The following is an 18,642-nucleotide window of genomic DNA, read 5'->3' on the forward strand; positions in this document are numbered from 1 at the left end:
CTTAAGTGAATTAACTAACCGATACACCGAACGAAGGCGTGGAATCCGTAAAGGTGAGTGTCATTTTTTATTGGGCTGGAATAATTTGTACCCAGAGCGCAGTACGAAAGCGCAGGGCAATAGGCAGAATGGTTTCTAGATGCGCCAGGGTTTGCTGGATATTGCGGGTGGAAAATACTCCCGTCACGGTTAGATCATCCAATTGCGCATCTAAGCGCAACCAGCCTGAGAAATACCGTGAGAGCTCTTCAACTAGCGTCGAAAGCGGCATGCGTTCAGCCACGAGTTTTTGCTCCAACCAGCTCACCGCGTGAGTTTCTAAAGGCGCAAGATGCTGCACCTTATTGTCCGTGCATTGCACCGAATGCCCGGCGGGAATGTGGCGCAGTTGCCCTTGGAATGGCTGAATACGCGCATTGGTCGATAAGACTTGTATAGCACTGAAACGCGCAAACTGGCGCACAGCAAGCTGGCCTTGCTCCTCAACCCACACCTGACCATGGGCGGTGAGAACCGATAAAGGCGATGCCGCTTCGAGCATCACTTCACCGCGCTCAAGGAAAATCTGTTTTTTCCCGCCTTGATAATCGACCCACACCCGCGAGTCTGTGTTTAACGCGACACGACTCTGATCCGGCAAGGTGGACTGCTTGAGTTCCCCGACTCGGCTTGCCAAGGCAACGCCCTGTTCGTAACGCTGCGCATTAGAGCGCCATGCCAATAAGCACCCTGCGCCAATACCAATGCCACCGAGCATCAAAAACCGCCGGCGCGACAGGCCACTTTGTCGTAATAAGACCGAATGATGTCCCGAGACATCCTGAAGCTGGGATTGCACACCTTCCAGCGCTTGCCATGCCTTTTCATGATGAGGGTGAGCACGTCGCCACTGTGATAGTGCTTGTTTATCCTGCTCAGACACGTCGTCCGCCCACATACGGGCCATCCATTGTGCCGCTTGCTCAACCACATGAGGTGATAAAGATGACATCATGAATCACTCTTGCGCGGCGAGTACGCAGGCAGTCAGTGCCTTGGCAACATATTTCTCTACCGAGGAAACTGAGACAGAAAGCGCCTTTGCGATATCTTTATAGCTCATTCCCTCGAGCTGGCGCATCAGCAAAGCCTGCCGCACCTTGACCGGCAAATGCCCTAATAAAGCATCAACCGCCACCAAGGCTTCCATGGTTTGTTGGTGTTGCTCGGGCGAGCTGGCCATGCGTTCCGGCTGCGCTTGCAGATAGTCTAAGTAAGCTTGCTCAACGCGACGACGGCGATACCAATCGACGATCAAGCCTTTGGCGATATGGGTAAGGTAAGCACGCGCACTGTCTGTATCAGGCAAACGGCCGGAATTAAGCAAACGCAAATAGGTATCTTGAACTAAGTCGGCCGACGTTGACGGGCACCCCATGCGTCGCTGAATAAAGCCCGAAAGCCAGCGCTGATGTGACACATACAGCGAGGTAACACCCTGATGTAACGCCTGCTGACTCCCTATCATTGAATGTGCTCCCTACACCTAAACCGACCACCCAATACAAACGCTAACAATTATCATTAATAATTGCGTATATGCAAGCATGTTCTAGACAGAGCCATGCTTTATCGACTTAGCGCACAGTTTGTGTCACACCGGCAATCGCGCACGCATGTATCAAGTCAGTAACTTCACGCTCTAGCGTTCAAATCCCCGCCGGTTCGTGCTAACCTGCGCGCCTCCCATCGGGAGACTACTATCTATTCGTCGATCTCCGTCAATACGATTGCGCTATGCTTTGGTATTGGCATCAGCCGGTTAAAGTGATCAATCCATGAGTCAAGGTACGCTTTATATTGTTTCTGCCCCGAGTGGTGCAGGCAAATCAAGCCTGATTTCAGCACTGCTGAATGACAATCCACGCTATGACATGAAAGTGTCGGTTTCACACACCACACGCGCTATGCGCCCCGGTGAAGAAAACGGCGTGCATTACCATTTTGTCGCAGTAGAAGAATTCAAGGCCTTAATTGATCAAGGCGCCTTTTTGGAACACGCGGAAGTCTTTGGCAACTATTACGGGACATCGCGCGTATGGATTGAAGAGATGCTTAATAAAGGCATCGACATCTTTTTGGACATTGATTGGCAAGGGGCGCAGCAAATTCGTCAACAGATGCCGAACAGTAAAAGCATCTTTATTTTGCCGCCTAGCCGCGAAGAGTTAGAGCGCCGTCTCACCGCTCGCGGCCAAGATAGCGAAGAGGTGATCGCCAAACGCATGCAAGAAGCACGTTCAGAGATCTCTCACTATGCTGAATATGACTATTTGATCATTAATGATGACTTTGATGTCGCATTAATGGATCTTAAAGCGATCCTCCGTGCAGAGCGGATGCGTCAGCCTAAACAAGCCAGCAAATATCATGCAATGATTGACGACTTGCTGGCCGACTAATCATGAATATTGGCGTTTGTTCGATTGCAGCGCACCCAGTGCTAGCAATGGACGGCCGCCTTTTGTATAATTTTCGGTCATTTTTAAGACCTGTTTATCACTACAGCTGGAGTCCTTCATGGCACGCGTAACTGTTCAAGACGCCGTTGAAAAAATTGGTAACCGTTTCGATCTCGTTCTGGTTGCGGCCCGCCGCGCCCGCCAAATGCAAACGGGTGGTAAAGATCCTCTAGTACCTGAAGAAAATGACAAGTACACCGTGATCTCACTGCGTGAGATCGAAGAAGGACTGATCAACAAAGAAGTGCTAGACGCGCGTGAGCGTCAAGAAAAGCAGGAGCAAGAAGCTGCCGAAATGGCCGCTGTTAGCACCATTTCTGGTCACCGTTAATCGCGTCATTATCAGGGAACAGGCCGTTTGTACCTCTTTGATAGCCTGAAAGAAGTCGCGAACCAATACTTGCCGGAATCGCAGCTTGAAGCGCTCCGGCAAGCGTATCTGGTTGCGCGCGATGCCCATGACGGGCAAACCCGCTCCACCGGTGAGCCCTACATCATCCACCCCATCGCCGTTGCGCGGATCCTCGCAGAAATGCGCTTGGACTGCGAAACCTTAATGGCGGCGTTGCTGCACGATGTGATTGAAGACACAGACGTGACCAAAGAGGATCTGCAACAACGCTTTGGTGATGTGGTTGCGGATCTGGTGGATGGCGTTTCCAAGCTCGACAAGCTCAAGTTTCGCGATCGCAAAGAAGCGCAGGCGGAAAACTTCCGCAAAATGGTCATGGCAATGGCCCATGACATTCGCGTCATTCTGATTAAGCTCAGCGACCGCACCCATAATATGCGTACCTTGGGTGCCCTGCGCCCCGATAAACGTCGCCGTATTGCCCGCGAAACACTGGAAATTTTTGCCCCACTCGCTCACCGTCTCGGTATTCACAATATTAAAGTGGAGCTCGAAGAGCTCGGCTTTGAAGCGCTCTACCCCAACCGCTATCGCGTCCTCAAAAAAGTGATTGCGCAGGCGCGGGGCAACCGCAAAGAAATGATCCAAAAAATCCATGCGGAAATCGAAGGCCGCTTGGAAGATGCCGGGATCAACGCGCGCGTGCTCGGTCGAGAGAAGAACCTTTATTCCATCTATAACAAGATGAAGAATAAAGAACAGCGCTTTCATACCATTATGGATTTGTATGCCTTTCGCGTGATCGTCGACGACCTCGACACCTGTTACCGCGTCTTAGGGCAAATGCATAATCTGTATAAACCGCGCCCCGGCCGCTTGAAAGACTACATCGCCGTGCCGAAGGCGAACGGTTATCAATCACTGCATACGTCAATGATTGGTCCGCATGGTGTGCCGGTTGAAGTGCAAATTCGCACTGAAGACATGGACCAGATGGCGGACAAAGGGGTCGCTGCGCACTGGGCGTATAAGAGCGGCGCCGAACGTCCATCCGGTACCACGGCACAAAAACGTGCTCAGCGCTGGATGCAAAACTTGATTGAGCTGCAGCAAAGCGCGGGGAACTCCTTCGAGTTTATCGAAAGCGTTAAATCCGATCTTTTCCCCGATGAGCTGTATGTCTTTACCCCGAAAGGGCGTATCGTCGAGCTCCCTGTGGGCGCCACAGCCGTTGACTTTGCCTATGCGGTTCATACCGATGTGGGTAACACCTGTGTCGGCGCGCGAGTCAATCGTCAACCGTATCCACTAAGCCAGCCTCTGAAAAACGGCCAAACCATTGAGATCATTACCGCACCGGGCGCTCGCCCGAATGCCGCATGGCTCAATTATGTGGTGACCGCTCGGGCACGGACCAAGATCCGTCAAGTGCTCAAAACCATGCGCCGTGAAGAATCAGTCACATTGGGACGTCGTTTGCTCAACCATGCGTTGGGTGAGAAAAACCTACCCGATGTCGATCCTGATCGCCTCAATGCGATTTTGACCGACCTAAAGCTAGAAAGCAGCGATGATTTGCTCGCCGCGATCGGCTTGGGTGAGTTAATGAGTGTCGTGATCGCTCGCCGCCTGCTGGACGATGAAAACACGGACGCGGAACCTTCGGACGGGAAAATGCCTATCCGTGGCGCAGATGGTATCTTGGTCACTTATGCCAACTGTTGCCGCCCTATTCCGGGCGATCCGATTATCGCGCATGTCAGCCCTGGTAAAGGCTTGGTGATCCACCGTGAAACCTGTTCAAACATTCGCGGCTACCGTCAAGAGCCGGACAAATATATGCCTGTTGAGTGGGCAGACGATTTCGATCAGGAGTTCAGTACTCGTCTACGCGTGGATATGCAGAACCATCAAGGGGCGCTAGCGGATTTAACCAACACCATCGCCGCGACGGGATCGAATATTCAGGGACTGACGACCGAAGAAAAAGATGGCCGCTTGTACACCATCTTTGTTCGCCTCACCACCACAGACAGGGTTCACCTTGCCAATATTATGCGCCGCATTCGTGTGATGCCAAACGTGGTCAAGGTCAGCCGTCAAAAGAACTAGCCATGTTGCCGTTTCGCGCTCAGGCTATCACTCGCCCGCCTTTTGGTGGGCGAGTTTGTTTCTCTCCTATCGTGTAACTAACGGAACCTCACCATGACACCAGAACGGTTTGAACGTATTCATCAAGTGCTTGCCCAGCGCCAGCCTGATCTCACCGTGTGTATGGAACAAGTCCATAAGCCAAATAATATCTCTGCCATTATTCGCACCGCAGATGCCGTCGGCGTACATCGTCTTCATGCCGTCTGGCCAAAAGGCAGTAAAATGCGCGCTTTAGGTGGCACCTCAGCAGGCTCTCGCAATTGGGTCGATGTACAAACCCATGATTCGACGGCCGAAGCCTTTGATGCGCTTCACGCTCAAGGCATGCAGATCTTAGTCACCAACTTATCCGACACCGCCATCGATTTTCGCGACGTCGATTACACCCGCCCCACCGCTATCGTATTAGGCCAAGAAAAAGAAGGCATCAGTCGCGAAGCGCTCGATAAGGCGGATCAAGATATCCTCATCCCAATGGTGGGTATGGTACAGTCATTAAACGTGTCAGTGGCGAGTGCTCTTATTCTGTATGAGGCCCAGCGACAGCGCCAATTAGCGGGTATGTACCAGCGGGCTCACACCCGTATTCCGGACGAAGAAGTCCACAAGATCCTGTTTGAGCGGGGCCATCCTGTTCTAGCACGCGTGGCCAAACAAAAAGGGCTACCCTATCCTCCGCTGGATGAACACGGGCAAATCGTTGCTGATGAGGCATGGTGGTCTGCGATGCAGGCAGCCAAACACAAACGTAGTAAATAACGGACTATTTTGATGCGATCATCCATGCTCAATGCTGTCTCAGTCGAAACACTGGCCGGTGTCGGCGCCAAAATGGCGGAAAAGCTGACCAAGCTAGGGTTGTATACGGTTCAAGATGTCTTGTTTCACTTGCCGTACCGTTATGAAGATCGCACACGCGTCTGGCCGATCGCCAGTTTGCTCCCCGGACAAACCGCGACCGTTGAGGGTGAAGTGACGCACAATGACACTGTGTTTGGGCGCCGCCGCATGCTAACCGTGCGGATCCATGATGGCAATGGTGCGCTGACGCTACGCTTTTTTAACTTCAACGCCGCGATGAAAAACAGCCTCGCCATCGGCAAACATGTGAAGGCCTATGGCGAGCTAAAACGCGGTAAGCATGGCCTAGAAATCATTCACCCTGACTATAAAGTCTTTTCTGAGCCTACCGAGCTTGCGCTAGAAGAAACCCTGACACCTGTCTATCCCACCACCGAAGGGCTGCGCCAAGCTACCTTGCGCAGTCTAACCGACCAAGCGTTGGCATTACTGGACAAAAGTGGTGTACAAGAGTTACTCCCTGAGGGCTTATATGATAGACAGCTTTCATTACGCGATGCCTTACACCTTTTGCATCGTCCGCCACCAGAGGTGTCACTTGAGGCCTTGCTTGCCGGGCAACATCCTGCCCAACGTCGCTTAATTATTGAAGAATTACTCGCCCAACATCTGTCGATGCTGTCCGTTCGTCATCAAGCGCAAGCGGTCAGTGCCACACCGTTGCCGCCGAATGGGGCGCTGAGCCAACAATTGCTGGCCAATCTGCCATTCTCACCTACAGGGGCACAATCGCGCGTAGTCGATGAAATCAGTCGCGATCTGGCTAAGCCCGTCCCCATGATGCGCTTGGTACAAGGCGATGTGGGCGCGGGTAAGACGCTAGTTGCGGTATTGGCGGCGCTGCAAGCTATCGAACACGGTTACCAAGTCGCATTAATGGCCCCCACGGAGCTATTGGCCGAACAGCATGCGGTGAATTTTGCCCAATGGCTGGAGCCGTTGGGTATTCAGGTCGGTTGGCTCGCCGGTAAGCTTAAAGGCAAAGCGCGCGACGCTGAACTTGCACGGATTGCCAGCGGTGAGGCGAAAATGGTGGTCGGCACGCATGCGTTGTTTCAAGCCCATGTCGACTTTGACCATTTAGCCTTGGTGATCATTGATGAGCAACACCGCTTTGGTGTTCACCAACGCCTCGCCCTGCGAGAGAAAGGCGAGCAACAAGGGGCGCATCCGCATCAATTGATCATGACAGCCACCCCGATCCCGCGTACTCTCGCGATGACTGCGTATGCCGATCTCGATACCTCGATTATCGATGAGCTCCCCCCGGGGCGCACGCCAATCCAAACCGTTGCCGTGCCAGATACGCGTCGCGATGACATTATTGCGCGTGTCAGTGCCGCCTGCAGTGAAGGCCGCCAGGCGTATTGGGTGTGTACCTTGATTGAAGAATCCGACGCTCTCGAGGCACAAGCTGCTGAAGATACCGCCACCGCACTCAAAGCGGCGCTTCCTCATCTTGCCGTCGGCCTTGTCCACGGACGCATGAAAGCGGCGGAAAAACAAGCCGTCATGCAAGCCTTTAAGCAAGGGGAGCTGCATTTGTTGGTCGCGACTACCGTGATTGAAGTGGGTGTCGATGTCCCCAATGCCAGTTTGATGATCATTGAAAACCCCGAGCGACTCGGGTTGGCACAGCTCCACCAACTACGGGGCCGTGTCGGTCGAGGCTCCGTCGCCAGTCACTGTGTGCTCTTGTATCATGCCCCTTTGTCTAAAACCGCCAGTCAACGCTTGGGCGTCCTACGCGAAAGCAATGATGGCTTTGTGATCGCACAGCGCGATCTCGATATTCGTGGGCCCGGCGAGCTTCTCGGCACCCGACAAACCGGCTTGGCCGAGTTTAAAATTGCCGATCTGGTGCGTGACCAAGCGCTGATCCCTGAGGTACAGAAGTTAGCGCACCACCTGCATCAACACTATCCGCAACACGCCGCCGCAATCATCGCACGTTGGCTTGGCCATAAAACCCATTATTCCAACGCATGATCGCCGATATCGCTCTCCCAGTGGGCCATGACCAACGCCATGGCCTCAGATTTGCTATATCCGGCTTGATTGGCCACCTGAATAAAATGTGCCAATGGCGCTTGTACATATTGCAACCGTTGATGAGGCTCAGCAGGACGCGCTTGCTGGCTGACTTTCATCCCAACGCCTCGCACTCGCTCTAACCATCCTTGCTCGGCAAGTTGCTGATAACTGCGCGAGACCGTCATCGGATTCATCTTTAACTCTCGCGCCAGCACGCGTACCGACGGCAACCGCTCGCCAGAGCGCAGCGCACCACTGGCGATCTGACGCTGGATTTGCTCAATCAATTGCTGAAATTTCGGGGTAGGATCGTTTTTATCTAAACAAAGTCGCATAGGCCATAGTATGTGTATTAGTTCTATACGACAGTATGGTCGGCCTATCCGCCTTCGCGAATAGGCCATGAAGAAAACGTGGCAACGCGCACACTAGCTTTTGGCACGCCCCTGATTGACCGGAAATGTCATCTGGATCCTCAACCCTCCTTCGGTACGGGAAGACAGGCGAATATCGCCGCGCAGTTGTTCCACAATCCGTTTCACAATGGCGAGTCCCAGTCCGGTTCCCTCGCTACCACGAGCCGAATCACCCCGCGTGAACGGCTGGAAAAGCGACGCTTCTAGGCTCGCATCAATGCCCGGCCCATTGTCCTCAACTTCGACCCATTGGTGGGTATGATCGGCGGTACTGCCACAACGAATACGTACCCAACCGTTGCCATAGCGGACCGCATTAACCACCAAGTTAGTCACGGCTCGCTTAAGCGCCACTGAGTTGGCATACAACTCGCCATACAAAGGCAGCAACTCGGTATCCATCTCGATACCCACCAGCTGTTGGCTATTCGCTACATCACGACAAATGCTCGCTAAATCCACCGGATCAGGGTCTTGCTGCTGCACCGCGCGCAGATAATCCATAAACTGATTGATGATCTCGTTGCACTCTTCGGTATCTTTAGTGATGCTATCGGCAAGGTATTCATCGTCCGGCGACATCATTTCGGTCGCCAAGCGAATGCGCGTCAGCGGCGTACGCAAATCATGGCTCACCCCTGCCATCAGCAAGGCGCGATCTTCTTCGAGTTTGCGTATGCCTGCAGACATTTTATTAAACGCCACTGTTACCGCTTGAATTTCAGAGGCGCCTTTTGGAGCAACAGGCTCAGGAAACCGGCCTTCAGCCACATCTAACGCAGCACGCTCTAAGGTCACCAGTGGGCGGTTTTGCATCTTGATAAACAGCCAACCACCTGCAATCACCAGCAACGCAATAATCAGGCTGTATTGGAAAAGGGGCGCAAAGTCATCTTGATGCAGTTCGGAAAGCGGAATACGCATCAAAAAGTCATCGATGGCGTCAAACTTTAACCACAGCACATAGCTGTCTTCACCACTGACAAGGCGCACTTCGGTCGGCGTTCCCAGCTCTTCGCTCATCCGCGCACTGAGATAATCGATCTGCATCGCATCTTGGTAAGCGCCTGCGGCGTCACTGTTAGGAGCATGTAAGGTCACCCCAATTTGTTCCAGCAGTTGCCGCCGCACAGGCTCACCCAAGTGCAGCACTTCCCCGTCTTTCAGCGTCCAATCCTCTTCCAGCATCAAGCGCACTTCAAAGGCCAGGATTTTATTGAACTGCTGCAAGCTGGGGAGCAGGGCATAATTCACGATGGTGAGATAAGAAAAAACTTGGCTGGCAATCAATAGGCCAGCCAAAATCAACAGCGTGCGGGCAAAGTTGGTGCGCGGCGACATCCGCATCGCTTAGACCTCGCCGTCAGGGACAAACACGTAGCCCAGCCCCCACACGGTCTGGATATAACGTGGCTTGCTCGGATCTTCTTCAATCATGCGGCGCAATCGCGAGATTTGCACGTCAATGGAGCGTTCCATCGCGGAGTACTCACGTCCGCGCGCCATATTCATCAACTTGTCGCGTGATAACGGCTCGCGCGCATTGGTCACCAAGGCTTTAAGGACCGCAAATTCTCCCGAGGTTAACGTCATTGGGTCGTCATTACGGAACATCTCCCGCGTACCGAGATTGAGGCGAAACTCGCCAAATTCGACCACCTTGGTGTCTGCACTCGGTGCGCCCGGCGCTTCAATGGTTTGGCGGCGCAAGACAGCACGGAGGCGCGCCAATAGCTCCCGTGGATTAAATGGCTTGGGCAGGTAATCGTCCGCGCCCACTTCTAATCCGACAATGCGGTCAATTTCATCACCCTTTGCGGTGAGCATTAAAATCGGTAATTGGTTGTTCGCCTGACGCAAACGGCGGCAGATAGATAAGCCATCTTCACCCGGCAGCATCAAATCCAAGACCATCAGGTGAAAGGCTTCCCGCGCGAGCAAGCGATCCATCTGTTCGGCATTGGCCACACTGCGCACTTGGAAGCCCTGCTCAGTTAGGTAACGCTCTAGTAGCGAACGCAGACGCATATCATCATCCACCACTAGGATTTTATAGTTTTCTTGCATGGTTAACCCTCATACTCAATGCGGTTATCTGCCGACAAATCAAGCAGTCACTGCTGTAATCATACCGGATTTTGCCACATTTGCGCGGATTGACACTGATGGTTCCGCCACGAAACAACGAAGAAATTGTTACCGAGTGTTGCCTCGACAAGCTTGCTCGGTTCTTGTAATTTGCTCGTTGAAATTGCATCACTTATTGAGGCTTCGCGAGGGTTAAGGAGACGCTGCGTGAAAACCAAACTGGTCACCCGCGAAGGGTTTAACGCACTCAAAGCGGAACATGACCACCTGTGGCATGAAAAACGCCCAGAGATCACCAAAATTGTCAGTTGGGCGGCAAGTTTAGGCGACCGCTCAGAGAATGCCGACTACACCTACAACAAGCGCTTGCTGCGACAAATTGACCGCCGCGTCCGTTATCTGCGCAAGCGGCTGAATGAACTCACCATTGTCGACTACTCGCCCCAACAAGAAGGGCGGGTCTTTTTTGGCGCTTGGGTGGAAATTGAAAACGAGGCGGGCGATATCAAACGCTTTCGGATTGTTGGCCCTGATGAGATTTACGATCGTAAAGACTACATCTCCATTGATGCGCCCATGGCGCGCGCCCTGCTCAAAAAAGCGGTCGATGATGAGGTGGTGGTCCGAACCCCTGAAGGCGAGAAGCATTGGTTCGTCAATGCAATCACTTACCCTACCGAGACCGACTCACGGGAACCTTAACGACCACAAAGGTCAAAGAAACAGATTCAATGGCAGTGCTGCGGTGCTGCCGTGCTTGTTTACAAAAGGATATGCATGCACAGTCAACTGACTCAAACCCTGGCTAAAGAGCTCAATGTCTCACCCAACCAGGTCGCAACCGCCGTTGCGCTGCTCGATGACGGAAATACCGTCCCCTTTATTGCTCGCTATCGAAAAGAAGCCACCCAAGGGCTGGATGACAGCCAACTGCGCACGCTGGAAACACGCTTAGTGTACTTGCGCGAAATGGAGGCTCGGCGTGATACCATCCTAAAATCGATTGATGAGCAAGGTAAACTAACCGATAGCTTGCGTCGCGACATTTTGGCGGCAGACAGCAAGAACCGCTTGGAAGATCTCTATCTGCCCTATAAACCCAAGCGTCGTACCAAAGGACAGATTGCCATTGAAGCAGGCCTAGCGCCCTTGGCCGAGGCCTTATGGCAAGACGCGTCGCAAGACCCTGACACACTCGCCCAATCCTATCTCAATCCCGAGCTGAGCATCGCCGACACCAAGGCCGCACTCGACGGCGCCCGCGCCATCATGATGGAGCGCCTCGCTGAAGATGCCGCCTTGCTCGATAAAATTCGTCAATATCTCAACCAACACGCGGTGTTACGCGCAAGTGTTGTCACAGGCCAAGAAGAGGCTGGGGCGAAATTTAAAGACTACTTCGATCATCAAGAGCCGATCGCTAAAGTGCCTTCTCACCGCGCCTTGGCCATGCTACGTGGCCGCAACGAAGGCGTCTTGCAACTGGCCTTAGTCGCTGACCCAGACCAAGAAGCAGACAGCAAAGGCAGTATCTGCGAAACCATGATTGCCGAGCATTATGGCTTATCCTTGGGCAATGCGCCCGCCGATCGTTGGCGTAAGCAAGTTATCGCGTTCGCGTGGCGAGTCAAAATACTCATGCACCTCGAGACTGAGCTTATGGCCAGTTTGAAAGAGCGGGCCGAAAGCGACGCCATTGATGTCTTTGCCGCCAACCTAAAAGACGTTTTGATGGCCGCTCCTGCGGGCCCACGCTGTACGCTCGGCATTGATCCGGGTTTGCGTACCGGCTGTAAGGTGGCCGTGGTGGACGGTACAGGGAAATTGCTCGATACCGCCACCATTTATCCTACCGCCCCGCGTCACGACGTAGATGGCGCGAGCAAAACGGTGCTCAATTTAATTAAACGTCATCAGGTCAACCTCATCGCGATCGGCAACGGCACCGCTTCCCGCGAGACCGAAGCGTTTGCCAAAACCATGCTAAGTCAGGCTGGTTTAGCCATTCAGACCGTCATGGTCAGTGAGGCAGGTGCCTCGGTGTATTCGGCATCGGAATTAGCCGCCAATGAGTTTCCAGACCTTGATGTCTCGCTGCGTGGTGCCGTTTCTATCGCCCGCCGCTTGCAAGACCCACTGGCCGAACTGGTTAAAATTGACCCGAAATCGATTGGCGTAGGCCAATATCAACACGATGTCTCTCAAAGTCAGCTTGCCAAAAAACTCGATGCTGTGGTCGAAGACTGTGTGAACGCGGTCGGGGTGGATCTGAACAGTGCATCGGCGCCACTCCTGACTCGTGTCGCTGGCTTAAGCCAAACCATGGCGCAAAATATTGTCGCTTTTCGTGATGAAAATGGCCGCTTTGGCGATCGTAAAACCCTGCTGAAAGTGCCGCGTCTTGGCCCTAAAGCATTCGAACAATGTGCGGGCTTTTTACGGGTAATGGATGGTGCCAACCCGCTGGATCGCTCTGGCGTTCACCCAGAAACCTATTCTTTGGTCAAACGCATTGCGGAGAAAACCGGCAAAGCCGTCGAGGCGCTGGTCGGTAATAGCCGTTTCTTGCAAGGCCTGAACGCGAAAGAGTTTGCAGATGACAACTTTGGGGCAATCACGGTCACCGATGTGCTTAACGAGCTGGCAAAACCCGGCCGCGACCCGCGCCCTGAGTTTAAGACCGCCACCTTTGCGGAAGGCATCAATCAAGTCAGCGATCTGAAGCCCGGAATGCAACTGGAAGGCGTGGTGACCAACGTGACGCACTTTGGCGCCTTTGTCGATGTCGGGGTTCACCAAGACGGTTTGGTGCACATCTCCGCCCTATCGAATCGCTTTGTCAGTGACCCTCGCGAGGTGGTCAAAGCCGGAGATGTGGTTAAAGTCAAAGTGATGGAGGTGGATGTACCACGCAAACGGATTGGCTTATCCATGCGTTTGGACGATACCCCTTCAGGCGACAGTGCGTCCCAAGGACAAGGCGATAACCACAAAGCGGGACAGTATCGCCCATCACGCAAGGCGCCTCGTCAACCCGCCGCACCTATCGGCGGAAGCATGGCTGATGCCTTTGCCCGCGCCAAGCGCTCTTAACGACGCAAAAAAGCCCCGCTCGTCTTGGCGGGGCTTTAACGTCAATAGGCTCGGTGGACCGAGCTTAAATCACAATCAACACTTCTGAAGGCATATTCGCCACGGTCGCTTGCTGGTAGCGCATCGCGACTACCGCACGGGTACGTTCAAATCTTTGCAGCTGCTCAATTTTCTCCAACACCTCTTCGGGCATTTTGAGCCCCAACGGATAGCCGTTTTCTGGTCGCGCCTCGTCTCCGGGCTCGCTACGAGTGATGGCATCAATGCGGTTAGCAACATTGGCGCCGTTGTAGTCTGCGTCTTGAAAGGACTCGGGGGTATAGTCGAAAGAATAATTGGGATGCTGTGACGGATCCCAAGAGGGATTACGCAGTTGCTTGTCTTGCTCCGTCGCGGGTCTTTCATGATCCAACGCGGGTGGCTGTTTGGTCGGAACAATTTTTTCGCGCACGCGATTTTCCCGCGCAACTTGCTCAGTTGGCGGGTTCACCGATGGCGCGACAGTTGGGATACTGACGCTTGCTGGCGATATATTCATCTGATGCTACCTCCCAACATCAGCTGAAGGCCTTATTGTCAGTCCGGCCTCGTCTCCTTATAGTTTAGACGACAACCGCGAGTATTGTGCCTATTGTTCCCAGCGCAGACAAAAATTGTCCTGCGTTATAGGCGGTATCATCGTTTTCCTTCACTTTGTCCGGATGGTCCATGCCCAACGCGCCATAAGTAAAGGACTCAACCGATGATTTCTCTTTAGACTTCTCAACGCCTTCAGCGTTTTTGGCTGCTTTCGCATCCTTGACGTCTTTCACCGCTGGGGTGGCCGCTGTCTCAGCGGGCTTTGTGTCTTTGACCTCTTTGTCCGCATTTGGTTGCGTTTGCGGCGGTGATTTTGGCTTCATCGACTGAGGATGATAGGCCTGAGACTGCCCAACGTTGCCTACGTTCATTATGGTCTCTCCTCATACCAGAGCAAGTGACATAGTTAACTTATCGGCAGAGGAATGACAAGATTTAGTCAATTCTGCCAAAAATCGTTCAGCGCGCGCAGTCAGGGCGGCAATTGGTTGCCAGAAAGGCGGTGAGCCTGTCTACCACACCGTCAGGCTCAGTGACAAAAGGGGCATGGGCACTGTGTGCAAAGACCTCACTCGGTGAATGAGGTACCCAAGCGTCCATCTGTCCCGCCACGGCGACAGGCACCAACCCATCGAGGCGACCGTACAACCGCAGCCAAGGTAAGCGAATTGACTGGCATGCTTGACGTAAATCCGCCGAAGCCAGTATTTGCAAACCATCGGCCAGAGCCTGAGGATCCGGTGCAGGTCGTGAAAACACTGCCTGCTTGAGCGCTTTAATGTCTTTCTTCGCAGTGGGCGACCCCATGGCCTGCAGCGCCATAAACCGCTCCACGGTCAAAGAAAAATCCTGCTCAAGCTGTGAGGCAAATGCATTCAGCACCGCGGGTTTAATGCCTCGCCATCCCGGTTCCGCGACAAACTTGGGTGAGCTTGCGACCGTCACGAGCCCCGTCAAACGATGGGGCGCGAGCAGGGCCGCTTGCGTGGCCACCAATCCGCCCAGTGACCAGCCCAACCAAGTTGCTTGCGCTGGTGATTCTTTAAGCAACACTTGTGCCAGTTGTTCTAAATCAAGCCCCGGCTGTGCGGGGCTCAACCCAAATCCGGGCAAGTCAACACAATGAACACGGTAGTTTGCAGTGAGATACGGCAAGATAAGCGACCAAACAGCACTGTTCATTCCCCAACCATGAATGAGAACCAGATCGGGGCCTTGTCCGTAAGATTGCCAATCACATAACGCCATGCTTTACACTGCCTTTGTACTCTTTTTCATCAGGATGGCTATGATACCAGCAATTCATCCCCCTCGCCTTGCTGGCGTTTGGCAAAGCATTAGGGGCAAATCTTTGCCCCATCAGTGCCCCGTGTGTCGCTTATCCCTCCCTGCCGATCATACGTTGTGCTGCGACGCGTGCTGGGATAAGCATCATCAGGCCTACGGGTGTCAATGTTGTGGCTTGCCGGTGCTCACCCCTCAAACACATTGTGGTCAGTGCCTCAGCCATCCACCTGCGTGGCATACGCTTACCGCGATCAGCGCCTACCTCGACCCACTCCCTGATTTGGTTCACCGCTTTAAATATCAAGGAGACTTCGAGCTCGCCCTTCCGTTCGCCAAGCTGCTCAGCGAGAAAATCGACACGCCTGCCCCAGTCTTACTGCCTGTTCCCTTACACTGGCGGCGACGGCTACAACGCGGCTTTAACCAAAGCGCTCATCTGGCATGGGCGCTACAACAGCGGCTCGGCAGCCAAGTCGTCAATCACTATCTAAGACGTACTCGCCATACCTCACCTCAGCAAGGGCTGGATAGATCTGCGCGACTGAAGAACCTGCGCGGGGCATTTCGCTTACACGGCGCACTGCCCGCAGAGCATGTTGCGCTTGTCGACGACGTGGTGACAACCGGAGAAACGGTTAGTCAACTTTGCCGTTTGTTGCGCCGAGCGGGTGCGCAACGGGTCGATATTTATTGTATTGCGCGGACCAAGCTCCCTTGAGATAAACCGCAGTGACCATAAATTAGCCACATTGAACAAGGGGTGATAGCAAGTAAAAACCGGAGTACACTGTACAAAACACACTGGATTAGTCAGGTATTTGTCGTGTCAGAAGTCAAAATTTCAGAAAATGCACAAAGCCACTTTGTGAAGTTGCTTGAGCAACAGCCCGAGGGCACCAATATTCGCGTGTTTGTGGTTAACCCAGGCACGCCAAACGCCGAGTGCGGTGTTTCTTATTGCCCACCCGAAGCAGTAGAAAGCAGCGATACTGAACTTAAATTCAACGGCTTTTCTGCTTTCATTGATGAGCTAAGCTTGCCGTTTTTAGACGAAGCGGAAATCGACTTTGTCACCGATAAAATGGGCTCACAGCTGACGCTGAAAGCACCGAATGCGAAAATGCGTAAAGTGGCCTCCGATGCGCCTTTAATGGAGCGTGTTGATTACGTGATTCAAAGCCAAGTCAACCCACAGCTTGCCAGCCATGGCGGCCATGTGAACTTGATTGAAATCACCGATGACGCCGTGGCAATTTTGCAATTCGGTGGCGGTTGTAATGGCTGCTCAATGGTAGACGTGACCTTAAAAGAAGGGATCGAAAAGCAGTTGCTGGCCGAGTTTAGTGGTGAGCTAAAGGGTGTGCGTGATGTCACCGAGCACGCGCGTGGCGATCATTCTTACTACTAATAAACGCCGTCTCCTATCGCAAAAACAGGCCAACTGGCCTGTTTTTTTATTGGCGGCCTCAGTGTGTGACGTGAAAAAAGCTATCTCGTCGCCAATGGTAAACAAAGCACACTGCGAGACTGAGTCCTCTTAGCGCCATAAAAGTAAGCATCGCTAACCACAGGGCGTGATTGCCCCACCCTTGCGCTAACCACCATGCAGCAAAAAAGCCCGCGGTGGCGACAAACATCCCATTGCGCATGTCTTTACCCCGCGTGGCACCAATAAAGATACCATCGAGCAAAAAGCACCACATCGACACTAAAGGCATAGCCACCAGCCAAGGTAAATAACGTGCCGCTTGGTCACGCACCGCTTCGATATCGGAAATCAACGCAATGATGTGATGGCCTGCCACGCCAAACGCCAACGTGATCGCCAAACAAATCACCAACGACCAAAAAGTGCTGCCTATCAGTGACACTAACAGCTCAGACTTGCTCTGCGCGCCAATCGCTCTACCCACCATCGCCTCCATCGCATAGGCAAAGCCGTCCATCGCAAAAGAAATCAACATCAGAAAGCTCATCAACACCGCATTGGCGGCCACAATGTCATCGCCGAGTGTGGCCCCTTGGAAGGTCATGAAGGTAAACGCCAACTGCAAGCTAAGGCTACGTAAAAAGATGTCTCGATTAAGCTTAAGCAAGCGGCTCATCCCAGTCAGCCCGCGCTCAAACACCGACCGAACGGTCGGTAACTGACGCGAATGCCAGATACCTTTGACAAAATAGAGCCCCAGCATGAGGCCGATATAATCGGCAGCCACACTCGCTGCAGCAGCTCCTTCGACTTTCATATCGAGACCCACCACAAACAGCAAATCAAGGACAATATTGGCACTGTTAACCACAATCAGCAGCCACATCGGCTGGCGCGCATTTTGCGCCCCCAGTAGCCAACCCATGATCACCAAGTTCATCAAGGTCGCCGGCGCACTAAAGATCCGAATGGAGAAGTACTGGCTCGCGTAATGTTTCACCTCGGCGCTGGCATCACTAAAGTGCATCACCCCCTCTAAAATAGGCACATGCAGTGCGATCAAAAGTACAGCCAGCAAGCCCGCTAAGGACGCGCCACGCACAAAGGTGGCCGCCAACTCACGGTTATCACTCGCGCCATAGGCTTGCGCAGTAAACCCGGTGGTCGCCATACGCAAAAAGCCCAACAGCCAAAAGGTCACATTTATCATGGTGCTGCCAACCGCCACACCACCTAAATACCATGCATGGTCTAAATGGCCGATCACCGCGGCATCCACTAACCCTAATAACGGAACGGTGATATTGGAGATCACCATAGGTAAAGCCAGCGATAAGACCCGCCAATGAAGCTCACGCTGAGTGAGAGACTGCCACATACTTCCTCGTTCTCAATATTGGACGCCACGCTATGCGTCAGGATGATGTATCATTTTTGATAAAGAACACGATTGCAGCGATAACCGGCAAGGTCAGCGGGTGGCCCTTATCGATGCAGCAGTGTACCATTGCGGCAATCTCATCGACGAGCGGCCATTGCACTGTGTCAGTTGCACTGCGCCAACTAGGCTCATCACCTCTGTGAATAAGGAAAGGTTATGCGTGTATTTTTTGCCTGTGTATTGGCGGTATTGCTAGCGGGTTGCTCGAAAGTGACCAAGCAAAACTACGATCAGCTCGAAGTGGGCATGAGCTATGACGTGGTTGTGAGCCACATTGGCGAACCTAGCCAATGCGACGACACCATGGGCTTGACGCACTGTGTGTGGGGCGGCGATGGTAAACATATCAAAGTCTCGTTTGTCGCCGACAAAGCCACCGTGTTGTCGGCGCAAGGGCTAAAGTAGCC

General features: G+C 53.2%; 19 protein-coding genes. 10 read left to right on the forward strand and 9 right to left on the reverse strand.

Annotated features, from left to right (window positions below):
- Positions 1 to 67: 67 nt before the first annotated feature.
- Entirely contained in the window at positions 68 to 994 is a 927-nt protein-coding gene (locus tag BZG82_RS02655) for a DUF4880 domain-containing protein (protein WP_077765108.1), read from the reverse strand.
- Between the two features lie 3 nt (positions 995 to 997).
- The gene (locus BZG82_RS02660; protein ID WP_077662567.1) at positions 998 to 1,507 is read right to left on the reverse strand and encodes a sigma-70 family RNA polymerase sigma factor; all 510 of its coding nucleotides are present in this window, start codon (positions 1,505 to 1,507) and stop codon (positions 998 to 1,000) included.
- A gap of 310 nt (positions 1,508 to 1,817) precedes the next feature.
- Here BZG82_RS02660 and gmk point away from each other — a divergent pair, with 310 nt between their 5' ends.
- The 5 genes from gmk to recG all read left to right on the forward strand — a co-directional run bounded on the left by gmk (position 1,818) and on the right by recG (position 7,857).
- Positions 1,818 to 2,441 (forward strand): guanylate kinase, encoded by a 624-nt coding sequence (gmk, locus tag BZG82_RS02665; protein WP_069588981.1) that lies wholly within the window; start codon positions 1,818 to 1,820, stop codon positions 2,439 to 2,441.
- 118 nt (positions 2,442 to 2,559) lie between these two features.
- Positions 2,560 to 2,832 carry a DNA-directed RNA polymerase subunit omega gene (gene rpoZ / locus BZG82_RS02670; RefSeq protein ID WP_069588983.1) on the forward strand — a complete coding sequence of 91 codons (273 nt, stop codon included), beginning with the start codon at positions 2,560 to 2,562 and terminating at the stop codon, positions 2,830 to 2,832.
- Positions 2,833 to 2,859: 27 nt separating this feature from the next.
- Positions 2,860 to 4,965: a bifunctional GTP diphosphokinase/guanosine-3',5'-bis pyrophosphate 3'-pyrophosphohydrolase gene (gene spoT / locus BZG82_RS02675; RefSeq protein ID WP_069588984.1), complete on the forward strand. Its 2,106-nt coding sequence runs from the start codon at positions 2,860 to 2,862 to the stop codon at positions 4,963 to 4,965.
- A 93-nt stretch (positions 4,966 to 5,058) separates the two neighbouring features.
- Positions 5,059 to 5,766, forward strand: coding sequence for a tRNA (guanosine(18)-2'-O)-methyltransferase TrmH (gene trmH, locus BZG82_RS02680; RefSeq protein ID WP_077639834.1), 708 nt, complete (start codon positions 5,059 to 5,061; stop codon positions 5,764 to 5,766).
- A 12-nt stretch (positions 5,767 to 5,778) separates the two neighbouring features.
- Positions 5,779 to 7,857, forward strand: a complete 2,079-nt coding sequence (gene recG, locus BZG82_RS02685; protein WP_077765109.1) for an ATP-dependent DNA helicase RecG — start codon at positions 5,779 to 5,781, stop codon at positions 7,855 to 7,857.
- Here the strand turns inward: recG and BZG82_RS02690 are convergent.
- The 3 genes from BZG82_RS02690 to ompR all read right to left on the reverse strand — a co-directional run bounded on the left by BZG82_RS02690 (position 7,842) and on the right by ompR (position 10,385).
- Entirely contained in the window at positions 7,842 to 8,237 is a 396-nt protein-coding gene (locus BZG82_RS02690; RefSeq protein WP_077479794.1) for a GntR family transcriptional regulator, read from the reverse strand. The genes recG and BZG82_RS02690 overlap by 16 nt on opposite strands.
- 93 nt (positions 8,238 to 8,330) lie before the next feature.
- Positions 8,331 to 9,665 (reverse strand): two-component system sensor histidine kinase EnvZ, encoded by a 1,335-nt coding sequence (envZ, locus tag BZG82_RS02695; RefSeq protein WP_077479795.1) that lies wholly within the window; start codon positions 9,663 to 9,665, stop codon positions 8,331 to 8,333.
- A 3-nt stretch (positions 9,666 to 9,668) separates the two neighbouring features.
- The gene (gene ompR / locus BZG82_RS02700) at positions 9,669 to 10,385 is read right to left on the reverse strand and encodes an osmolarity response regulator transcription factor OmpR (protein ID WP_069588994.1); all 717 of its coding nucleotides are present in this window, start codon (positions 10,383 to 10,385) and stop codon (positions 9,669 to 9,671) included.
- A gap of 228 nt (positions 10,386 to 10,613) precedes the next feature.
- Here ompR and greB point away from each other — a divergent pair, with 228 nt between their 5' ends.
- The gene (greB, locus tag BZG82_RS02705; RefSeq protein ID WP_077479797.1) at positions 10,614 to 11,108 is read left to right on the forward strand and encodes a transcription elongation factor GreB; all 495 of its coding nucleotides are present in this window, start codon (positions 10,614 to 10,616) and stop codon (positions 11,106 to 11,108) included.
- Between the two features lie 75 nt (positions 11,109 to 11,183).
- Positions 11,184 to 13,499: a Tex family protein gene (locus tag BZG82_RS02710; protein WP_077765110.1), complete on the forward strand. Its 2,316-nt coding sequence runs from the start codon at positions 11,184 to 11,186 to the stop codon at positions 13,497 to 13,499.
- A 64-nt stretch (positions 13,500 to 13,563) separates the two neighbouring features.
- Here the strand turns inward: BZG82_RS02710 and BZG82_RS02715 are convergent, their stop codons facing one another.
- The 3 genes from BZG82_RS02715 to bioH form a co-directional block, all read right to left on the reverse strand.
- Complete coding sequence (locus BZG82_RS02715; protein ID WP_077765111.1) at positions 13,564 to 14,037, reverse strand: ATP-dependent Lon protease; 474 nt, start codon at positions 14,035 to 14,037, stop codon at positions 13,564 to 13,566.
- Between the two features lie 64 nt (positions 14,038 to 14,101).
- Positions 14,102 to 14,401 carry a hypothetical protein gene (locus BZG82_RS02720; RefSeq protein WP_415752731.1) on the reverse strand — a complete coding sequence of 100 codons (300 nt, stop codon included), beginning with the start codon at positions 14,399 to 14,401 and terminating at the stop codon, positions 14,102 to 14,104.
- Between the two features lie 136 nt (positions 14,402 to 14,537).
- Complete coding sequence (gene bioH, locus BZG82_RS02725) at positions 14,538 to 15,326, reverse strand: pimeloyl-ACP methyl ester esterase BioH (protein ID WP_077639828.1); 789 nt, start codon at positions 15,324 to 15,326, stop codon at positions 14,538 to 14,540.
- A 220-nt stretch (positions 15,327 to 15,546) separates the two neighbouring features.
- Between bioH and BZG82_RS02730 the strand changes: the two genes are divergently transcribed.
- Positions 15,547 to 16,083 (forward strand): ComF family protein, encoded by a 537-nt coding sequence (locus BZG82_RS02730; protein ID WP_241837340.1) that lies wholly within the window; start codon positions 15,547 to 15,549, stop codon positions 16,081 to 16,083.
- A gap of 105 nt (positions 16,084 to 16,188) precedes the next feature.
- Positions 16,189 to 16,773 carry a Fe-S biogenesis protein NfuA gene (gene nfuA, locus BZG82_RS02735; protein ID WP_077455024.1) on the forward strand — a complete coding sequence of 195 codons (585 nt, stop codon included), beginning with the start codon at positions 16,189 to 16,191 and terminating at the stop codon, positions 16,771 to 16,773.
- 58 nt (positions 16,774 to 16,831) lie between these two features.
- Here nfuA and dinF read toward each other — a convergent pair whose 3' ends face one another.
- Positions 16,832 to 18,172: an MATE family efflux transporter DinF gene (gene dinF, locus BZG82_RS02740; protein ID WP_077765113.1), complete on the reverse strand. Its 1,341-nt coding sequence runs from the start codon at positions 18,170 to 18,172 to the stop codon at positions 16,832 to 16,834.
- A 219-nt stretch (positions 18,173 to 18,391) separates the two neighbouring features.
- Here dinF and BZG82_RS02745 point away from each other — a divergent pair, with 219 nt between their 5' ends.
- A complete protein-coding gene (locus BZG82_RS02745; RefSeq protein ID WP_077662560.1) occupies positions 18,392 to 18,640 on the forward strand; it encodes a DUF3862 domain-containing protein in 249 nt (82 codons plus the stop codon).
- Positions 18,641 to 18,642 lie beyond the last annotated feature (2 nt).

This window comes from Salinivibrio sp. PR5 (assembly GCF_001996085.1).
Classification (GTDB): domain Bacteria; phylum Pseudomonadota; class Gammaproteobacteria; order Enterobacterales; family Vibrionaceae; genus Salinivibrio; species Salinivibrio proteolyticus.

Excerpts from the sequence above, each read along its gene's own strand:
- BZG82_RS02655 (WP_077765108.1), bottom strand. The coding sequence starts at position 994 with ATGATGTCATCTTTATCACCTCATGTGGTTGAGCAAGCGGCACAATGG.
- BZG82_RS02660 (WP_077662567.1), bottom strand. The coding sequence starts at position 1,507 with ATGATAGGGAGTCAGCAGGCGTTACATCAGGGTGTTACCTCGCTGTAT.
- gmk (WP_069588981.1), top strand. The coding sequence starts at position 1,818 with ATGAGTCAAGGTACGCTTTATATTGTTTCTGCCCCGAGTGGTGCAGGC.
- rpoZ (WP_069588983.1), top strand. The coding sequence starts at position 2,560 with ATGGCACGCGTAACTGTTCAAGACGCCGTTGAAAAAATTGGTAACCGT.
- trmH (WP_077639834.1), top strand. The coding sequence starts at position 5,059 with ATGACACCAGAACGGTTTGAACGTATTCATCAAGTGCTTGCCCAGCGC.
- recG (WP_077765109.1), top strand. The coding sequence starts at position 5,779 with ATGCGATCATCCATGCTCAATGCTGTCTCAGTCGAAACACTGGCCGGT.
- BZG82_RS02690 (WP_077479794.1), bottom strand. The coding sequence starts at position 8,237 with ATGCGACTTTGTTTAGATAAAAACGATCCTACCCCGAAATTTCAGCAA.
- envZ (WP_077479795.1), bottom strand. The coding sequence starts at position 9,665 with ATGCGGATGTCGCCGCGCACCAACTTTGCCCGCACGCTGTTGATTTTG.
- ompR (WP_069588994.1), bottom strand. The coding sequence starts at position 10,385 with ATGCAAGAAAACTATAAAATCCTAGTGGTGGATGATGATATGCGTCTG.
- BZG82_RS02710 (WP_077765110.1), top strand. The coding sequence starts at position 11,184 with ATGCACAGTCAACTGACTCAAACCCTGGCTAAAGAGCTCAATGTCTCA.
- BZG82_RS02715 (WP_077765111.1), bottom strand. The coding sequence starts at position 14,037 with ATGAATATATCGCCAGCAAGCGTCAGTATCCCAACTGTCGCGCCATCG.
- BZG82_RS02720 (WP_415752731.1), bottom strand. The coding sequence starts at position 14,401 with ATGAAGCCAAAATCACCGCCGCAAACGCAACCAAATGCGGACAAAGAG.
- bioH (WP_077639828.1), bottom strand. The coding sequence starts at position 15,326 with ATGGCGTTATGTGATTGGCAATCTTACGGACAAGGCCCCGATCTGGTT.
- dinF (WP_077765113.1), bottom strand. The coding sequence starts at position 18,172 with ATGTGGCAGTCTCTCACTCAGCGTGAGCTTCATTGGCGGGTCTTATCG.
- BZG82_RS02745 (WP_077662560.1), top strand. The coding sequence starts at position 18,392 with ATGCGTGTATTTTTTGCCTGTGTATTGGCGGTATTGCTAGCGGGTTGC.